Origin of the sequence: Paenibacillus sp. CFBP 13594, from assembly GCF_014842675.1 — a bacterium.
In the GTDB taxonomy this organism is placed as follows: domain Bacteria; phylum Bacillota; class Bacilli; order Paenibacillales; family Paenibacillaceae; genus Paenibacillus; species Paenibacillus amylolyticus_B.
Map to the genome: position 1 here is coordinate 1,227,078 of NZ_JACYVQ010000001.1, position 16,235 is coordinate 1,243,312.

At 42.2% G+C, this 16,235-nt stretch carries 12 protein-coding genes and 1 pseudogene; 3 read left to right on the top strand and 10 right to left on the bottom strand.

The window, feature by feature from the left end:
- Positions 1 to 33 precede the first annotated feature (33 nt).
- From IFU39_RS05510 to IFU39_RS05520, 3 genes are all read right to left on the bottom strand, one after another.
- A complete protein-coding gene (locus tag IFU39_RS05510; protein WP_192131607.1) occupies positions 34 to 1,773 on the bottom strand; it encodes a sensor histidine kinase in 1,740 nt (579 codons plus the stop codon).
- Complete coding sequence (locus IFU39_RS05515) at positions 1,755 to 3,341, bottom strand: response regulator (RefSeq protein ID WP_192131609.1); 1,587 nt, start codon at positions 3,339 to 3,341, stop codon at positions 1,755 to 1,757. Before IFU39_RS05515 ends, IFU39_RS05510 begins: the two co-directional genes overlap by 19 nt.
- A 103-nt stretch (positions 3,342 to 3,444) precedes the next feature.
- Positions 3,445 to 5,439 carry a hypothetical protein gene (locus IFU39_RS05520; RefSeq protein WP_244660875.1) on the bottom strand — a complete coding sequence of 665 codons (1,995 nt, stop codon included), beginning with the start codon at positions 5,437 to 5,439 and terminating at the stop codon, positions 3,445 to 3,447.
- 147 nt (positions 5,440 to 5,586) lie between these two features.
- Between IFU39_RS05520 and IFU39_RS05525 the strand changes: the two genes are divergently transcribed.
- The gene (locus IFU39_RS05525; RefSeq protein ID WP_105598735.1) at positions 5,587 to 6,438 is read left to right on the top strand and encodes an AraC family transcriptional regulator; all 852 of its coding nucleotides are present in this window, start codon (positions 5,587 to 5,589) and stop codon (positions 6,436 to 6,438) included.
- A gap of 115 nt (positions 6,439 to 6,553) precedes the next feature.
- On the opposite strand, the gene IFU39_RS05530 is transcribed toward IFU39_RS05525, so the two are convergent.
- From IFU39_RS05530 to IFU39_RS05540, 3 genes are all read right to left on the bottom strand, one after another.
- The gene (locus IFU39_RS05530; RefSeq protein ID WP_105598734.1) at positions 6,554 to 8,872 is read right to left on the bottom strand and encodes a glycoside hydrolase family 95 protein; all 2,319 of its coding nucleotides are present in this window, start codon (positions 8,870 to 8,872) and stop codon (positions 6,554 to 6,556) included.
- Positions 8,873 to 9,158: 286 nt separating this feature from the next.
- Positions 9,159 to 9,587, bottom strand: a complete 429-nt coding sequence (locus IFU39_RS05535; RefSeq protein ID WP_091019087.1) for a MarR family winged helix-turn-helix transcriptional regulator — start codon at positions 9,585 to 9,587, stop codon at positions 9,159 to 9,161.
- A 115-nt stretch (positions 9,588 to 9,702) separates the two neighbouring features.
- Complete coding sequence (locus IFU39_RS05540; RefSeq protein WP_091019089.1) at positions 9,703 to 10,464, bottom strand: SDR family oxidoreductase; 762 nt, start codon at positions 10,462 to 10,464, stop codon at positions 9,703 to 9,705.
- A gap of 219 nt (positions 10,465 to 10,683) precedes the next feature.
- Between IFU39_RS05540 and IFU39_RS05545 the strand changes: the two genes are divergently transcribed.
- On the top strand, positions 10,684 to 11,235 hold the full coding sequence (locus IFU39_RS05545; protein ID WP_181155414.1) for a TetR/AcrR family transcriptional regulator: 552 nt from the start codon (positions 10,684 to 10,686) through the stop codon (positions 11,233 to 11,235).
- Between the two features lie 85 nt (positions 11,236 to 11,320).
- Here IFU39_RS05545 and nfsA read toward each other — a convergent pair.
- The 3 genes and pseudogenes from nfsA to IFU39_RS05560 form a co-directional block, all read right to left on the bottom strand.
- Positions 11,321 to 12,061, bottom strand: a pseudogene (gene nfsA / locus IFU39_RS32800) (oxygen-insensitive NADPH nitroreductase).
- A 14-nt stretch (positions 12,062 to 12,075) separates the two neighbouring features.
- Positions 12,076 to 13,422 carry an NtaA/DmoA family FMN-dependent monooxygenase gene (locus IFU39_RS05555; protein WP_105598732.1) on the bottom strand — a complete coding sequence of 449 codons (1,347 nt, stop codon included), beginning with the start codon at positions 13,420 to 13,422 and terminating at the stop codon, positions 12,076 to 12,078.
- Between the two features lie 115 nt (positions 13,423 to 13,537).
- A complete protein-coding gene (locus IFU39_RS05560; protein WP_105598731.1) occupies positions 13,538 to 14,641 on the bottom strand; it encodes a Gfo/Idh/MocA family protein in 1,104 nt (367 codons plus the stop codon).
- Positions 14,642 to 14,906: 265 nt separating this feature from the next.
- On the opposite strand from IFU39_RS05560, the gene IFU39_RS05565 reads away from it, so the two are divergent.
- On the top strand, positions 14,907 to 15,251 hold the full coding sequence (locus tag IFU39_RS05565) for a winged helix-turn-helix transcriptional regulator (protein WP_074095086.1): 345 nt from the start codon (positions 14,907 to 14,909) through the stop codon (positions 15,249 to 15,251).
- 73 nt (positions 15,252 to 15,324) lie between these two features.
- Here the strand turns inward: IFU39_RS05565 and IFU39_RS05570 are convergent, their stop codons facing one another.
- Entirely contained in the window at positions 15,325 to 16,122 is a 798-nt protein-coding gene (locus IFU39_RS05570; protein WP_105598730.1) for a peptidase, read from the bottom strand.
- Between the last annotated feature and the right edge of the window lie 113 nt (positions 16,123 to 16,235).

The following is a 16,235-nucleotide window of genomic DNA, read 5'->3' on the forward strand; positions in this document are numbered from 1 at the left end:
TACCTCCTACTTTGAAAAGTATATCCCTCATATTTAGTCGCCTGGCATGGCTGATGGATCAAGTGGAAGCTTAATTTGAATACGTGTTCCTTCTCCTTCCCATGTCTGGATGTCGAATGTAAAGTGATTTTTATAACAAAGTTTTAAGCGACTATACGCATTTTTCATGCCAACATGCTCTCCCATATCGGTGTTTTGATCCAGGTAACTTAACAACTCTTCCAATTTTGCATGTGACATCCCTATACCGTTATCCGTTAGTCTGATATGGAGCTGGTCATTTTCCATTGAAACGAAGAGTTGAATGATACCTACACCCGGAGATGACTCAATTCCATGAATACTTGCATTTTCAACAAAGGGAAGGATAACCATCTTGGGGATTCGGTACATCAGTACCGCAGGATCTGCCTCAATGGTATATTGAAGTTTTTCTCCAAAGCGGTATTTCTGAATTTGCAAAAAACTCTCGATGAGTTCCAATTCTTCCTTCACTGTCACATCATTCTGATTCCAACTAATTGACTTGCGAAACATCTTGGCCATGTTATGCACAATTTTGGCAGTCTCTCTCTCGCCTTTGATGAGGCTCCGCATACGTACCGACTCCAGCGTATTAAACAAAAAATGCGGGTTGATCTGACTATGGAGCGCATGAAGCTGTGCTTGTTGCTGCTTTAACTCCAGGTCTTTCTTTTGGATGTCAGCGAGATATACCTCATGAATCAGGTTATGGATCGTCTCGGTCATTCGATTAAATTCCATCGTGAGTTGACCTATTTCATCTCTTGCATCTTCAGGCGGAATCGTCTGGAAATTCTGTGTTTTTACTTTTTTCATATGTTTCAGAATGCGCACCAGCCTGACATGGATGGTTCTGGACATAGCCGCGATGATAATAGAAGGCAGGACAAAATTAATGCAAGCCAGCCATACGACGAAGGAACGGGACTTCCGCACCTCCTTCAACACAATTTCTTCATCCATCACCCCTTGCAGGGACCACCCTTCCAGATAGTTAATGCCTGTATACGTAAGTTCAAAGGGAATCATTTTGTTCGGAAACTGGATCTCGCTGTAACGTTTCCCTATCTGAGCTTCTTCTGCTGTAGGATCATTTGAAAATTGGATGTGTCCCCCCGGATCAAGAAGATACACTTTTCCATCAAATCCGCTGTTGTGGAAATACTGCTTGATCATATCCATATTCAGGTCAATTTTAAGTAACTGCTCTCTCCCCCCAGTGTCCAGATTGTCGAGCCTTTGAACCAGGCTTAACATCTGATCCGATGAGATCAGTGCCGGATAAGGGGCGGAGTATGCCTGAAATTGAACGTACCAGTCCGAGTTGCGGACATCGTCAGTTAAACGATCAATATAACCGGAAGATAAAATGGTAGAATTATCGGTATACACTTGATACCAGCGAATTCCCTGATTCATTTGACCGGAGAATTGCCCTTTTAAATAGGAATTATAAGCGTCAATGTACTCAAAATGACTTTGAAATGAACGGGAGATGGTGTCGTTGAATACAGGATCAGTATATAACGAATAAGAGAGACCGACGCCCTGATCAATGGTTACCCGCAGGTCGTTCTTCAGATTGTTCAAGGCCATGCCGGCATCACGAGTTTTCTGACTACGAATATTGGCGGATGTGACATTGTAGAACACCACATTGGTAACAACGATGGGAATAAACACAGATAAGACATACATGAGCAGTAGCTTATCTCGAAGCTTCATGTAATTCAGGTTCCATCTTGGCATTGTGCACCTCGCTGCTCATTTCCCATAAGGAGATTGCGATACTCTGTAGGCGATAACTTAACAAGTTTCTCAAACTGGGTTACAAAATAGTCCGCATTCTGAAATCCTACGCGTGCAGCAACCTCGTACATTCTCAGATCCGTCTGGCGCAGTAACTTCTTCGCCTCATGAATCCGCAGGTTCAGCAGATAGTCATTAAAGTATTGATTGTAGCTTTTGCGGAATAATCGCCCAAGATAGACGGGATTCATATAGAAGAGCGCAGCAATGCTTTTGAGATTGATGTTCTCGGTATAATTTGCATCAATATACCGTTTGATCTTGCTGATATCCCCTTTGGATCGCTCCATCCGCAGTTGAGAGACATAATCCTCGGCTTCCTCCAGCGCAGTGAGAAAAGCATTCTTCAATAGTCCTAAATTCCAACCTTCATGACTTTGTTGTGCCAGCTCCTTCAGCTGCTGCAACCCTTCATCATTACCACCCATTTCGTGGACCACAGCGAGAATACCCGTTATACAACGCAAAAGAGAACCCGATACAGCCTGAGGAGAAAACCGATTCATATGAAACAATTTGAATTTCTCTTCTACAATCTTGTGGTAAGCAGGCCTATTCCCCTCTTCCAGGCTCAAAATTAAGTGATCCACCTCGTCCTGGTATACATTAAAAACAAACAGTGGTTTGTCTTTGATCTCCGTATAGCACACGACACCACCAGTTTCTGCATATTTATGCTTGGCTGCTTCTTTAGCCGCCATAAGGGATTGTGGGACATCTCCAATCTCTTTGACGAGTGTTCCTGCGTAAAGACCGATGTCCACGTTAAATCTTTTGCTCAGTGTTATATGAATAGAATGCAGCTTGTCCTGTAACGCCGAGCCACCTTGATCAGGTTTAGACCACAACATTAATAATGCAAACATGCCGTGTTGTTGCTCACTGATGAACATTTGGCATAAGTTACTCTCCAGAGATTGTACTGCTTCACGTACCTGTTCAATGGTAATTTTAATTTCATCTAATCCGGTCTGAAGTTCAATTAAAGTCATGAGCAGATTGGAGTTATGATTGATCCCGAGCATCTCGGCATATCGATATTCATCCTGCTTCTGTACATGACCTTTGATCAGATCCTCCAACATGATGTTGCTGGCCTGTCCCTCAGCCATGAGCATATGTTTTCGTTTATTGCAAATGAGATTAGCCGACTTCTGCAACGTCGCCGTCAGTTCTTCATCATCAATAGGCTTGAGGATATAGTCATGAACGCCGTACCTGATTGCCTGCTGTGCATATTTGAAGTCATGATAACCACTGATGATAATGAACACAGGTTCCAGATGTGGCATTTTCTCAACGGCACGTATCAGTTCCAGTCCATCCAGGATTGGCATACGGATATCTGTTATAATCACGTCTGGTTGCAGGTATTCAATCAGATTTAATGCCTCTGCACCGTTCTCTGCCTCTCCGATAATCTCCATGTTAAGATCCATCCAATTTATGAGTTCATACAGCCCCTTTCGTACATACATCTCGTCATCTACCAGTAATACTTTTAACATACCGTGTGTCCCCTTTCCTCCAACGAAAATAAACCGCCGGTAGCATGTCTCCCTATCGGCGGTATCTAATATGGTGACTGTTGTTAGTTATTGCAAAATTAATTCATACAGGTCGCGCATAATCCCAATAGTCGCCAACAAGGCCTTCGATGATCGATCCACTGGCCCATGGCATCAGGCAAAACCAGGTGCTGGCTGGTGTACCATCCGCATATTTTTCAGTGACCAGTCCTTCCGAATGACAGAAGCGTTCAGACATCCATCCTTTTTTGCCATAGCCGAATTCTTGATCATAACGATTATAGGTCTGACACCCCCACCCGATGGTATCCATCATACGTTTGCGAACATAATTGTCTTCCCGTTGTCCAACATAATACAACAGCTCATCCACTAGATTGCTTGACATGGGGTGAATATGCGGATTAGCTACTGAAGTAACACTTCCCCCGGAACTGGACCAGCCTAATGTACTGAGTGGCGGAATTTTAATAGGTGAGTTGTAACAAAATTTGAAGCTGAATTCATAACTGATCGCATCTCTCATGTGATCCAGATACAGCTCGTCACCGGTCAACGCGTGCAGAAACCGAACAGCTTTGATGTACGCCAGAATGCCTTCCGAATCAACAGCTTTGTCCGCATCGAGCGGAGCGCCGTAACATTCCATGTGTTGCACATAGGTGTTGTAATAGTGGGCTTCACTGCGTCTGAGCTCTTCCAGAGAAGATTCATCATGGGTTAACCAACAGTAATATGCCTTGGCAGCAAGACACCAGACTCCACTAAAAGCATCATATTCAAGACCTGCTCCGGTCCGCTCTGACAAAATGGTGGGATATTCTCCATCCGTATTCTTCGTGCACTCCAGACGATCAAGTATTGGTTTGACGTAAGCAAGCCAATCATCGTGTCTCACATTTCGAATGCGCTTCTCATAATCGTAGCTTTTCAGAATGTAGAACATCGCTTGAGCTACAAGGTAAGAGGAATGTCCTGGGGTACGCATGCCGTCGAACCACCAGCCTTTAACACTCCATATCCCATCCTGATAGGCGTCATATGGAAGTCCGGATTCGGGATTCATGGCATTCTCGATAATATTGGTAATGCAGGATAATGCCTGCTGTCGCATGGGCTCATTATCCAGTCGCAATGCAGCCATAAGCATTGGTGCAGCGATGGTCATACCATTTGTCCAACTGATTGAAATAATTTTGTTGTATCGGTAGCCACTGGTTTCAGCAGCATCTTCATATACAAATGTAGAATAATGACGATCCTCCGGAAGCCAGGCATACTCATAGATGGCATTGGACAAATCTGTTACCGTTGTCTGAATGTCACTTCCTTCTCTTGGTTTTTCGTGATACCTCTTATAGATTGTTTCCAGTGCTGGATTGATGCCCAGTTCTGATTCAGACTCGTAGTTATATAGTTCAAGTGTGAGCCCAACCGATTCACCTGCCGCAAGTTCAAAGCAATTTTCTCCAAGGGCAGCTCGTTCATGGACAAGTCTGGATTTGATAAATAACAACGGAGCATTCTCATATCCCAACGTATATCCGACCGTACCCTTTTCAATAGAACATGTGAATCCCCCATATTGCACAAAGTTTCCTTCCATTTCTGGATACCATTGCTGCTTCTGGTTTCCTGTATTGATCCAGTAGGGACTTGCGCTTAGACCAACAATCCGACCTTCATCATAGATAAGTGCAGCTGGATGAGACAGACGATCACTTCGGACCATCCACCAAGGTGATGAAGGACGAGAGCGCTTGCCCTCCCTTAGTCTGGGGAACTCATTTGGGACATTCTGGGGTGCTTCGCCCCGGTTGCGGCCATACATAAATGCAGGCAAAAAAAACCTCGGATTCTGTTTGTCCAACGGCATTTCCACATGAATAACCCCTGCCCAAGCATTCTGGCCCTCGTTGTAAATCTGAATGTCGGCTTGCCATGGGTCTTCTGCACTGCCGTGCCCGCTTGTTACTTTTACGTCAGCCTTGAGAGCATGCTTATTCAATGCCGTGTACTCTACGTTGTCCTGCACTCTACTTCTAGCCGTGAAAATCAGATCCATCTTTTCCTCCAATCGCGTTGTACACACTCGTGTGGAAACGCTTGCAATTATGTATCCTTCATGCTAGGATGGTTACATTTTATAGGTTCACGTCTGCAATTTCATTGCACAAGCGGCTATATTTATTGCGCGAAACGACAAGGAGGTCATATATCTGATATGAATGAGACTTCAGAATACCTGTTTGATCCAATCCAGAATGAGCTGTTGTACCTTCATCGCACCACCACGTATAATATGGGAACGTTTTATCATCGACATAATGCATATGAACTCTACTTATTTCTACGTGGCAATGTAAACTTCTATATTGAGAACCGTTGTTACCATTTGCAACGTGGCGATCTGCTCGTTCTTAGCCCGGAGGAGATGCACCGTTCCTTTGCCTTGGACAAAAACGAATATGAGAGAATTACCATAAATCTGAAAAAGTCATATCTGAACCGCTTGTCTACTTCTAGCACCAACTTATCCGCATGTTTCGACTACCGTCCCAAGGGTAAGGGTAATATCGTACATCTTGAAGAGGAGGAGCTTCAACAAGTGCTGCAATTAGCTGGCGAGCTTGAACAGTGTCTCTCATCAAGTGATTATGGAGCAGATATTCTGGGGAATATTTTGATTACACAGCTACTTCTTCTAACGAATCTAACTTTTCAAAATACGGATTTTGTTGCAACGGATATTATGCCTGAACTAGTTCGAAATACGATGGGTTACATTGAATGTAATCTGACGAGGCAACTGACGCTGGAAGAATTGGCAGAGGCGATGTTCACGAATAGCAGCTATATTAGTCGACAATTCAAAAAGCATACCGGACTCACGATTCGAGCATACATTCTTAGTCGCCGTATAGAGCTGTCGAAATCTTATTTAATCGAAGGTTTAAGTATTACAGAGGCCTGTTATCAATCCGGTTTTGGAGATTACGCCAATTTTATTCGCACCTTCACCAAGCAGGTCGGCACTTCACCTGGTAAATTTGTTAAATATGGAAGTCTTCTTTAAACATTGCATTGAGCAAGAACACGCCACCTCTTGCCTATATCTTATCTCAGCAAATAAAAAGAGCAAATACCGGCTATTTTGTCAGCCGGTATTCGCTCAGGTAATCGGTAATTTCTTATTTATTATTCCATTTATTCCCTTTTAATTCAATTATAGCATTGGGGCCAGGAAAGGTTAATTCTATCTTTTGGTCCAGATAGGATAAGGTAACTCTTGATTTTGCAATAGAGCGAATTCTGGTATTTAACAGACGACCATTTTCCCATTCCAGATCTAATTCAAATCCGCCACGAGCCCGAATACCACGAATATATCCTTTTGGCCAAGCTGCTGGCAAAGCAGGTAACAATCTGATTACTTCGTTATGGCTCTGGAGAAGCATCTCTGCTATCCCTGCAGTACCTCCAAAGTTCCCATCAATTTGAAATGGAGGATGGTCACAAAACAGATTGGGTAACGTGGAGGAACGTAAAAGTTCCACGATGTTATCGTGTGCAAGTTCCGACTCCTCTAATCGTGCCCACATATTGAGAATCCACGCCCTGCTCCATCCTGTGTGTCCACCACCGTGTTCCAATCTTCGATCGAGTGTTACGCGCGCTGCCTTAGCCAGATCAGGTGTGGATTGCACCGTAATTTGCGTTCCGGGATGCAAAGCGAATAAATGGGAAATATGTCTGTGGCCAGGTTCCAATTCATCATAGTCCTTACTCCACTCTTGGATCTGGCCATGTTTGCCAATGGAGGTCTCCGGTATTTTGGTTAAAGCACTACGGAGTTCTTCTCCGAATTCCTGATCTTCTTGCAATATCTGGGTACTTTCAATGCAACGCGTAAAGAGTTCTCTAATAATCTGATTGTCCATTGAAGCACCAAAACATAAAGCCCCCGACTCTCCATTATCTAATATATAGCGATTTTCCGGTGAGGACGAAGGACATATCACCCAATTACCGGAAGGATCCTCTATTAGATAATCCAGAATAAACATAGCCGCATCTTTCATCGTGGAGTAAACCTTTTTGAGAAATTGAACATCCTTATTGTATTCGTAGTGGTCCCATAGATGTAATGAAAGCCATGCTCCTCCCATGGTCCAAAACGTCGATGTCATGCATACATCCTGCGGTGCAGCGTCTGCCCAGATATCCGAATTGTGATGAGCAACGAATCCCTTGCATCCGTACATGGTTCTAGCGGTTTCCTTTCCCCGGACTTGCAGTCGATCTATAAAATCAAACAATGGAATGTGACATTCAGACAGATTGCAGCTTTCTGCAGGCCAGTAGTTCATCTGTGTATTAATATTAATCGTATATTTGCTATCCCATACAGGAAGCATGTCTTTATTCCATATCCCTTGAAGGTTTGCAGGTAAAGAACCTGGACGACTGCTTGAGATAAGCAGATAACGACCAAATTGAAAGTATAGACTCATGAGTTCCGGATCATGCTTACCAGCTCTAAGCCGCTCAAGGCGCTGATCGATTGGAAGTTCGGAATAACCAACATCTTTATTTTCATCTTCGAGATGTATATCCATCTTTTCAAATAAGGTTTGATAGTCCGATACATGATCGGCGAGCAGTTCGCTATATGGTTTTGCGGAAGCAGCATCAATTCTGCGGAGGCACTCCACTTCGAGTTGTGCCTTGGGTACTCGAAAATCCGTGCAAGCCGTGATTAGAATAGTCGCTGAATTACCATCCTTCAGAGAAAGCTGGCCGCTTGAATAATGAACCTGCCCTCCTTCAGATATAAGGCGAATCGCACAACAAAATCGGATTCCTTCTTCTCCCCCACTTCTTCCCCGGATGATCAAGTTATTCGTTCCACGCTTCTCGATCCGGTCCAGATAGGATTGGAAGCCAACAGGATGCTTAAGAATATCTGAATAGGATGTTGATTCCAGAACGGTTCCCCTGCCAAAAACAGTGGAGAAAGATAACTTTCCAGGCAAGCTAGATTTGAGATGAACAACGAGCACTTGATCCGGGTAGCTAGCAAAATATTCTCGGCTGTAAATTGACTGATCTGCGGCATAATTCACGTTTACCTTGCCTTGTTCCAGATCGAGATGTCTTTGATATCCATTTGGTTCATGTTCACTGTGATCATAAGCGATATAGAAGTCCCCTAATGGCTCATAATGTCTTTGACCGTCAGGAACACCTACCAGAGTATCTGCCGCGAGTTCTTCTGCTTCCCTAATCTTACCGTCAAAAATCAGGCTTCTGATCTGAGATAAAGATTCAAGTGCTTGAGGATTATTCCGCTGCATCGGACCACCATACCACAGACTATCTTCATTAAGCTGAATTCTTTCGATCTGTGTTTTCCCAAATATCATGCCTCCAAGAGTTCCATTTCCGATAGGTAATGCCTCTTCCCATCTTTCAGCAGGTTGATTAAACCAGATATTTTTGGTCTTCACGTTAAAACCTCCAACGAATTATAATTCCTCACATTTTTTATGTTTAGTGTGTTCCATTTGTATGTTCTTCCAGTGTACTGTAATCTCTTAAGCATCTAAATGAACAAAATTAACTTGAATTATCACAATCTTATCCCACATTAGAGTTGTAATCGTAAATTCCGAAACTGAAAGTACAAATTCTTGTTCTGGGCAAGGAAGTATAACTATTGGAAATAAAAAAAGCCGCTATAATAGCGGCTCTGTTTCGTTCATTTCATTTAGCTTACGTAAAGCTTGGCATAAGTTATAAGATATTTCGCTCCATTTGTTGCATGAATTGCCTCAATATCAGCCGATCTTCCGAAGAAATGGATTGAAGTAGTTTCTCTTGCTGCTCTCTCCATTTATACTCAACCGGTTTTTCTAATTCTTTGCCCTTATCGGTTAGAAAGATACGCATGATCCTTGCATCCTGTACATCACGTTTGCGATATATAAATCCGTTCTGTTCCAGTGATTTGACCATGTTCGTAACGGTTGGTGGTTCGCATTTCATATGTTCACTTAGTTGCATCTGTGTTACCCCATCACCCAACCACAGCCGATACAACAGATTATCTTGTCCTACATAGAGATTAAGTTCCCGAAGAGATTCACTATAGTTTCGACGCATTTGGGAGGAAATTCGATCTAAAGACTGTCGAATATCACAATCTACTGCATCTGTCGTCATGAACGGTCCCTCCCTAACATTCGAATTATATTTAGCAGACTAAATGTATCATGGGGATATATAGGTGTCAATTCACCTTTGGTAACAATGAAACCAAAGTCTTGGAAAAATGAAATTAATGGCCTTTTGCAGCTTGGCTCGCCATATCGTTAAGTTGGGTTACAAAAGCTCCTTCATTCGGGCCTTGGTTATCACGAATCATTTTAGCTTGTTCCACGAGAACTTCTTCAGCATCCGTACCGAGTAATCTTATTGTTTCTTTAATGAATGCTTCAAGTGGCATCGCATGTGGATCGTCACTAAGATCTGCCATGAGTTCTGTTTGAACCCCAGGTGGTATAATTTCTAATACTTTTACTGTTGTATTTTTAAGCAAATAACGTTGTGATAAGGTATAAGAATGGAGCGCTGCTTTGGTAGCGGAATACACTGCAGTCGCTGCGTACGGAATAAACCCGATTGAAGAAGTCGTATTAATGATCACAGCTTCTTCTTTAGACTTCAGATGTTCGATTAATGAAGACGTCATCCGAATTGGTCCAAGCAAGTTTGTTGAGACCGTTGAAACCAGAACCTCTTCGTTAATCACACCCGCAGCCTCATCGAAAAGCATGATGCCGGCGTTATTAACTAACACATTCAAATCAGGGAAGTCCTTAATAAGTTGCTCAGCGGTTACCTCAATACTGGAAAGATCCTGTATGTCCAGTTCAACTGCAGACATTCCAGGATTAGCACTAAGTACTTCCTCCAGACGCTCTTTTCGTCTACCCGAGATGATTACTTTGTTTCCAAGGTTGTGTAAAGCTTCTGCCAATGCACGTCCAATTCCTGAACCGCCACCTGTAATGAAAATCGTGTTTCCTGTGAGTTTCATCTAAAATCCCCCAATATTTGTATTTAATTCGAAAATTTATTACTGTTTTAGTTACTTACTATAGAGCTTGCACTTTAAAGTTCTAATAGACTAACCACCTTCTTAGTTTTATACTAATACAACAATAGTTGCTTTAGTAGTTCAATTGTATCCGGAACATCATTGATGAACAACCAACAATGCGAGCCTTTTGTTGGTTTAAAAAAGGGAGATAGATTCATGGGACTTAAAGTAAGAAATATTCGTACAACTCGAACAAGAGAATCCATTTTCGAGTCACTTTTTGAACTAATGGAAGAAAAAGATTTTGATAAAATAACAATACAAAATTTAACGGAGCGAGCCCAAATCAATAGGGCAACATTCTATGCTCATTTCCAAGATAAATATGAATTATTGGATGAGATTATAAAAAAATCAGCAGAAGAACTTATTCAACAACATACTAATGGTGTGTGTGCATTTACCAAAGACAATATGATGCACTTGGTATTCGCAGCATTTGAGTATCATCAACAAGTCAAAAAGAAATGTCGACGGAACTATAATAAAATTATTCCTCTTCTCTCTTCAAAATTAGTCATTGCACTTAAGCATTATTTGGATCTTTGTATGCAGGACATAAACTCTGATGAACGTACTTTGTACGCACAAATCTATGCTAACATGATTAATGAAGCAGTTACTCTGCATACTGCTGAACAAACTAAACTAACAGAACGAAGTATAGCAGAGCATATTGTGCGAATGATGCCTTCTTCATCAGAGTGATTTATCATACTTAATAAGTTACAGTCGTCAGTTTACCTATTATGGACAACTCTAAAGTTCAGGAAGATTGGATTTATCGTAAAGCTTATTTTTTGGCAAAACCTTGCTTGTTCAAGTAGGCCATCATTTGCGGATTAATACTTCTCTCGAGGTGATCCTGGATATGGTCACTCCATCCTTTTACTTTTTTTACGGTGAAAGGAGCTCTCGTCGGACGATTTTCATAATACTTCAGCATGGTCTCATCATAGATTGCCAATTTCTCTTGATCCATCGGTTGGTATTGATTATCAAGCAATACCATGGATTGAGGGAGGCGAGGTTTCAGTTCCGGCTTATCTCCAGCTGGATTACCGATACATAATCCCACCAGAGGGATAACATATTTAGGTAAATTCAATACGTCAGATAGTTCGCTAATATTGGCTCTGACCGCACCAATGAACACTCCGCCAAGTCCCATCGATTCAGCCGCGGTTAACGCATTTTGTGCCATCAGGCCGGCATCGAATGAACCAATCAACAGAAATTCAATATATTCAATATCCACATCCGGAGCGATTTCATGATTTCGGTTGAAATCAGCACAGAAGACCCAGAATTCTGCCGCTTCTTCAATATAGGGTTAATCGACACAGAGATGTCTGAGTTTTTTTCGAAGTACTGGATCTGTGATGCGAATAATGGATACCGCCTGAAGAAGACTGAACGATGAAGTTTGATTCGCTGCCTGAAATATTGCATCTATTTGTTCCTCAGTTAGGGGTTGAGATGTGTAAGAACGAAACGATGTATGGTTATGAAGCAATTCGAGTGTGTTATTCATTAAAAAACTCTCCTTTATTCGTTGATTCCATGTTCCTGCAATCCGTATTCGTAAGGAACGCCCATATTCTCGCGTAGTGTTTTTCCTTCATATTCCTTATGGAACAAACCGCGCTCCTGCAAGATAGGAACTACCTGATTCACAAAATCTGCAACGCCATCAAAAGATACATCGGGCACGACTGAGAATCCGTCACATGCTTCAGCCAGAAACCATTCTTCCAAGAAGTCAGCAACCTGTGTCGGAGTGCCTGCAACGACCGGATGATAGTTGATGACCCCGTGAGCGAGAACATCCCTTACAGAGAGTCCTTCTTTTAATAACTTTAAGGCTCTTGGAGAACGTGGGTCCATGGGGTTGGCATATGCATTTTTCAACAAGCCTGCCGCTAAAGGTTGATCTATATCTACTGAGTTTACCGATAAGGGTAAACCAACCATGGATCCGAGGTAACTTACCCTGCTGGGAATTTCCTGAGGATTAAAGCTCATAAGCTGTTTCCGACGATCCAGAGCTTCTTCCTCCGTTGAAGCCAGAGAAAACATAAAACCTGCAAACATTTTGATATCATCGGGGTTTCGACCGAAACGGGCAGCACTTTGCCTTATCGCTTGTCTGTGTTCACGGGCAGACGTAATATCATAAGGATTGGCGTACACTCCCGAAGCATATTTCCCAGCTAATTCTACTCCTTCACCTCCTCCCCCTGCCTGGAAAATCACTGGCTGGCCTTGCTCAGAGGGCGGAATGGGCAAAGGACCACGAGATGCGTAATATTGACCCTGAAGGTTTATAGGCTGGATTTTGTCCATATCCGCAAATTCCCCTCCTTCTACATCTAACGTCCAAGCGTCTGGTTCCCAACTCCCCCACAAGGCCTGAACAATTTGTATGCTTTCATGTGCCTTGTCATAGCGTTCTTGGCGATTTTCAACCCTGGCACCGAAATTAGCCCCCGCTAGGGGGTCGGATGTGGTAACCGCATTCCATCCCACACGTCCATGACTGATAACATCCAGTGCTTTGAACTGACGTGCAATGTTGTAGGGATAATTAAATGTTGTAGAGAGGGTAGCAACAAGCCCGATGTGTTGTGTCTCTCTTGCTACTGCCATCAGTGCCAACATGGGGTCCATAGGGAACATAGGCGTCTGTGGGCCTAAATTGTTGGATAATCCTGGAGTGTCAGCGATGAAAATCATTTGAAATTTTCCTTGTTCAGCTAATTTAGCCCGTTCTACATAACTATCCATATTGGTGTAAGCTGCAGGATCCGTGCCAGGCATTCTCCATGCGCTAAATTCGGCTCCATAACCCGAAACCATCTGTAAAGCCAGTTGCATTTCACTTCTTTTTTTCATAACGATTTTCTCCTTCGTTCTGGAAAGGCACAAATATGTGTAACCTTTCTATCGTGCGAATATATTTAGCATGCTAAATATAGGGATGGATCAGCTTTTGTTCTCTTGAGTGAGGTTATAGATATTGACGTTCACCGGTCTGGGCTGATTTCTCGACGGCATCCAGTAACTGATGAAGTTTCACCGCATCCGCGAAAGTAGGTGCTAAGGTAGTACCTTCTTGAATATCCTTGGCAAACTTACGATAAGCCTGAGCCATGTTCAGAACAAATCCGGAGTCGTTATATAGAGAATGTGGAGCCGAGTAATAGGCATCGGGAATGGTTAGTTCACGAAGCTCGTTGTCCGTAGATCCTGCACCGCGTAATTGATGTGATCCGAATTGAATGGATGCAGGAGCGCTCAGAACAATCGTGCCATTGTCTCCGAAAATTTCAAGTGTGAGTCCTGTCTGATGTTTGACTCCTCCTTGAATATGAACGCTGGCTGCTGCACCATTAGTCAATTTTCCTGTAATCATGATCTGATCATCTGTTGTTTTCTTGATGACTTTCTGAATATCTACCAATTCAACTTCTGAAAACTGTTGAGCTGTGGTGGCAGACAATTCTGTAAAGTCCCCAAGCATGTAAGTGAAGGCATCCAGATTATGGCCCCCTACAATGGTCAGCAAGTTCCCTCCAACTTTCCGGTCATACAAGTACGCAGTCGACTTGTCACCAACGCCACCCATGCTATCTATAGAGATCTTCAGGATGGCAGACAACACTTTACCGACATAACCTTCTGCCAATAAATCTTTAACATATTGAACGGCCGGGGCTTGTCTAGCCTGTAATCCAATCGCATTTGGCAGTTGTGCGGATGCTACCCATTCCTGTATTTCAAGCGCTTCCTCTGTATTCGACCCCAGTGGCCATTCACAATAGATTGGTTTGCCAGCAGGCACGACGGCTTTCACGGCGTTATAATGTTCCTTGACATTAATACTGACAACGACCATATCCACATCAGGATGCTGAGCCAACTCCTTCATATTATCAAAGCCGTGATCTGCATAGAAAGCTTCTGCGCTTTTCTTTGCACTCACCATATTACTTGTCCCAACCGCTGTAAGCTCGAACTCATCCAAATGCTGAATAGCTGGAATATGTGTTCCACTCGCCCACCCGTTATTAATGGATGCCCCTATGATACCTGTACGAATTTTTTTACTCATTGTTAAACATCTCCCTTGTTAAAATTTACAGTATGATCGAATATCGGTTTGTCTCCAGCCCTTATCAGTCACTCATTTCTATGATATATTTATTTAGCTTGCTAACTATTCAATCGAGATAAGACTAATTATTCTTTCACATATTAGTAAACTAAAATTGTTTTGGTGTTGACACCATCATAGATGTATTTGTTTTGTTAGCAAAGAGGGCAATTTAAATGAACATAGTACATCTTTTTGTACCTTTGGATCAGGAGTGATATGAATGAGAGTTTGCAATGAAGGATTTGAACAAGAGTTTATAGATGGAAAAAGTGACATGTACGCCATAGCTTTTACTCAGAATGTCCTTTCTGGGCGTTGGAAATATTTTATCTTATGGTACCTAAAAGACGAAACACGGCGATATACGGATATCAAAAAATTCCTTGGAGATCTGTCTCAAGGCTCCCTTACAAAGCAGCTTAAAGAGTTGGAGAATGATGGTGTTATTCAACGCGATGTATATCCGGAAGTTCCTCCGCGAGTTGAGTATTCGTTAACAGACAAGGGAATGAAGTTACTACCAATTCTTGAAAAGATGGAGGACTTTGGCAAAGAATACGGCTAAACAACTTAATTGAAATGGATAGCTTAACCCAAAAAAGCCGCAAATTTAGCGGCTCTTTTACTCTGAAAAATTTCTATTCTGCTTTATAATCAGTAACTACATCAAATTCTCCAATGATATTGTCTCCTTCTACATCATACAAATGAATCGTTCGAACAGTACCATTCACTTGTGTTTGTGCTAAGGCTTCTTCGATGGTAGTGATTTTAGGTGTAAGATCTTCAGCTTTTAGATAACCCTCGATTCCATTGGTGCCAATTGCAGCAATCAAATCGGGTTCAACCCCAATGATTGGTTCAGATAATGCTGAGCCATAGGTATCGCCCTGTGAATTGACATCATATTTAGTTTGAAGCAATAATTCGTGAATCGTTTCCGATGTTTCAGTGTTGTTTTCAAATAAAGCATTTGATGAATTTACGTTCGATAACTTTAAGTTTGGCGATTTGTATCCAGTATAACGAGTGTATCCATTCCCATTATAGAATTCACCTACGTTCTGAGCATAATACGTCGTTTTAGTCGTTATTCTTGGAGAGTAGACAAAAAAACTAGAGGTTTTCGACGTATTATATGTCATGGAACTTGAAGCTGTTAAGCTTCCGCCAGATGTGTACAATCTAGCCATAGTTCCCATATATCCATTTGGAACACTTGCTGAAGCCTTCACTGATGCAACGGCTTCAGCAGTCGTACCTGTAGTGAAATTTCGAGTCCATACTTCAGATGTGAAAGTGTACGTGTGTCCCTTAATTTTGGGTGTACTATACGGTGAAGATGCAGTATTAGCCAGGACTGTTGAAGATGCCAAAAATAACGATAGAATACAAATCATTACCGTACTAACTTTCTTCGTTTTTCTCTTATTCATAGTTTATCCTCCTCATAATAAAAAATATTTGGATTATAGTTTCAATCTTTAATCCCTCTCTGTAAATATATTAAATTTATTGTAATAATTAGATTTATTTCCCTTTTATATCA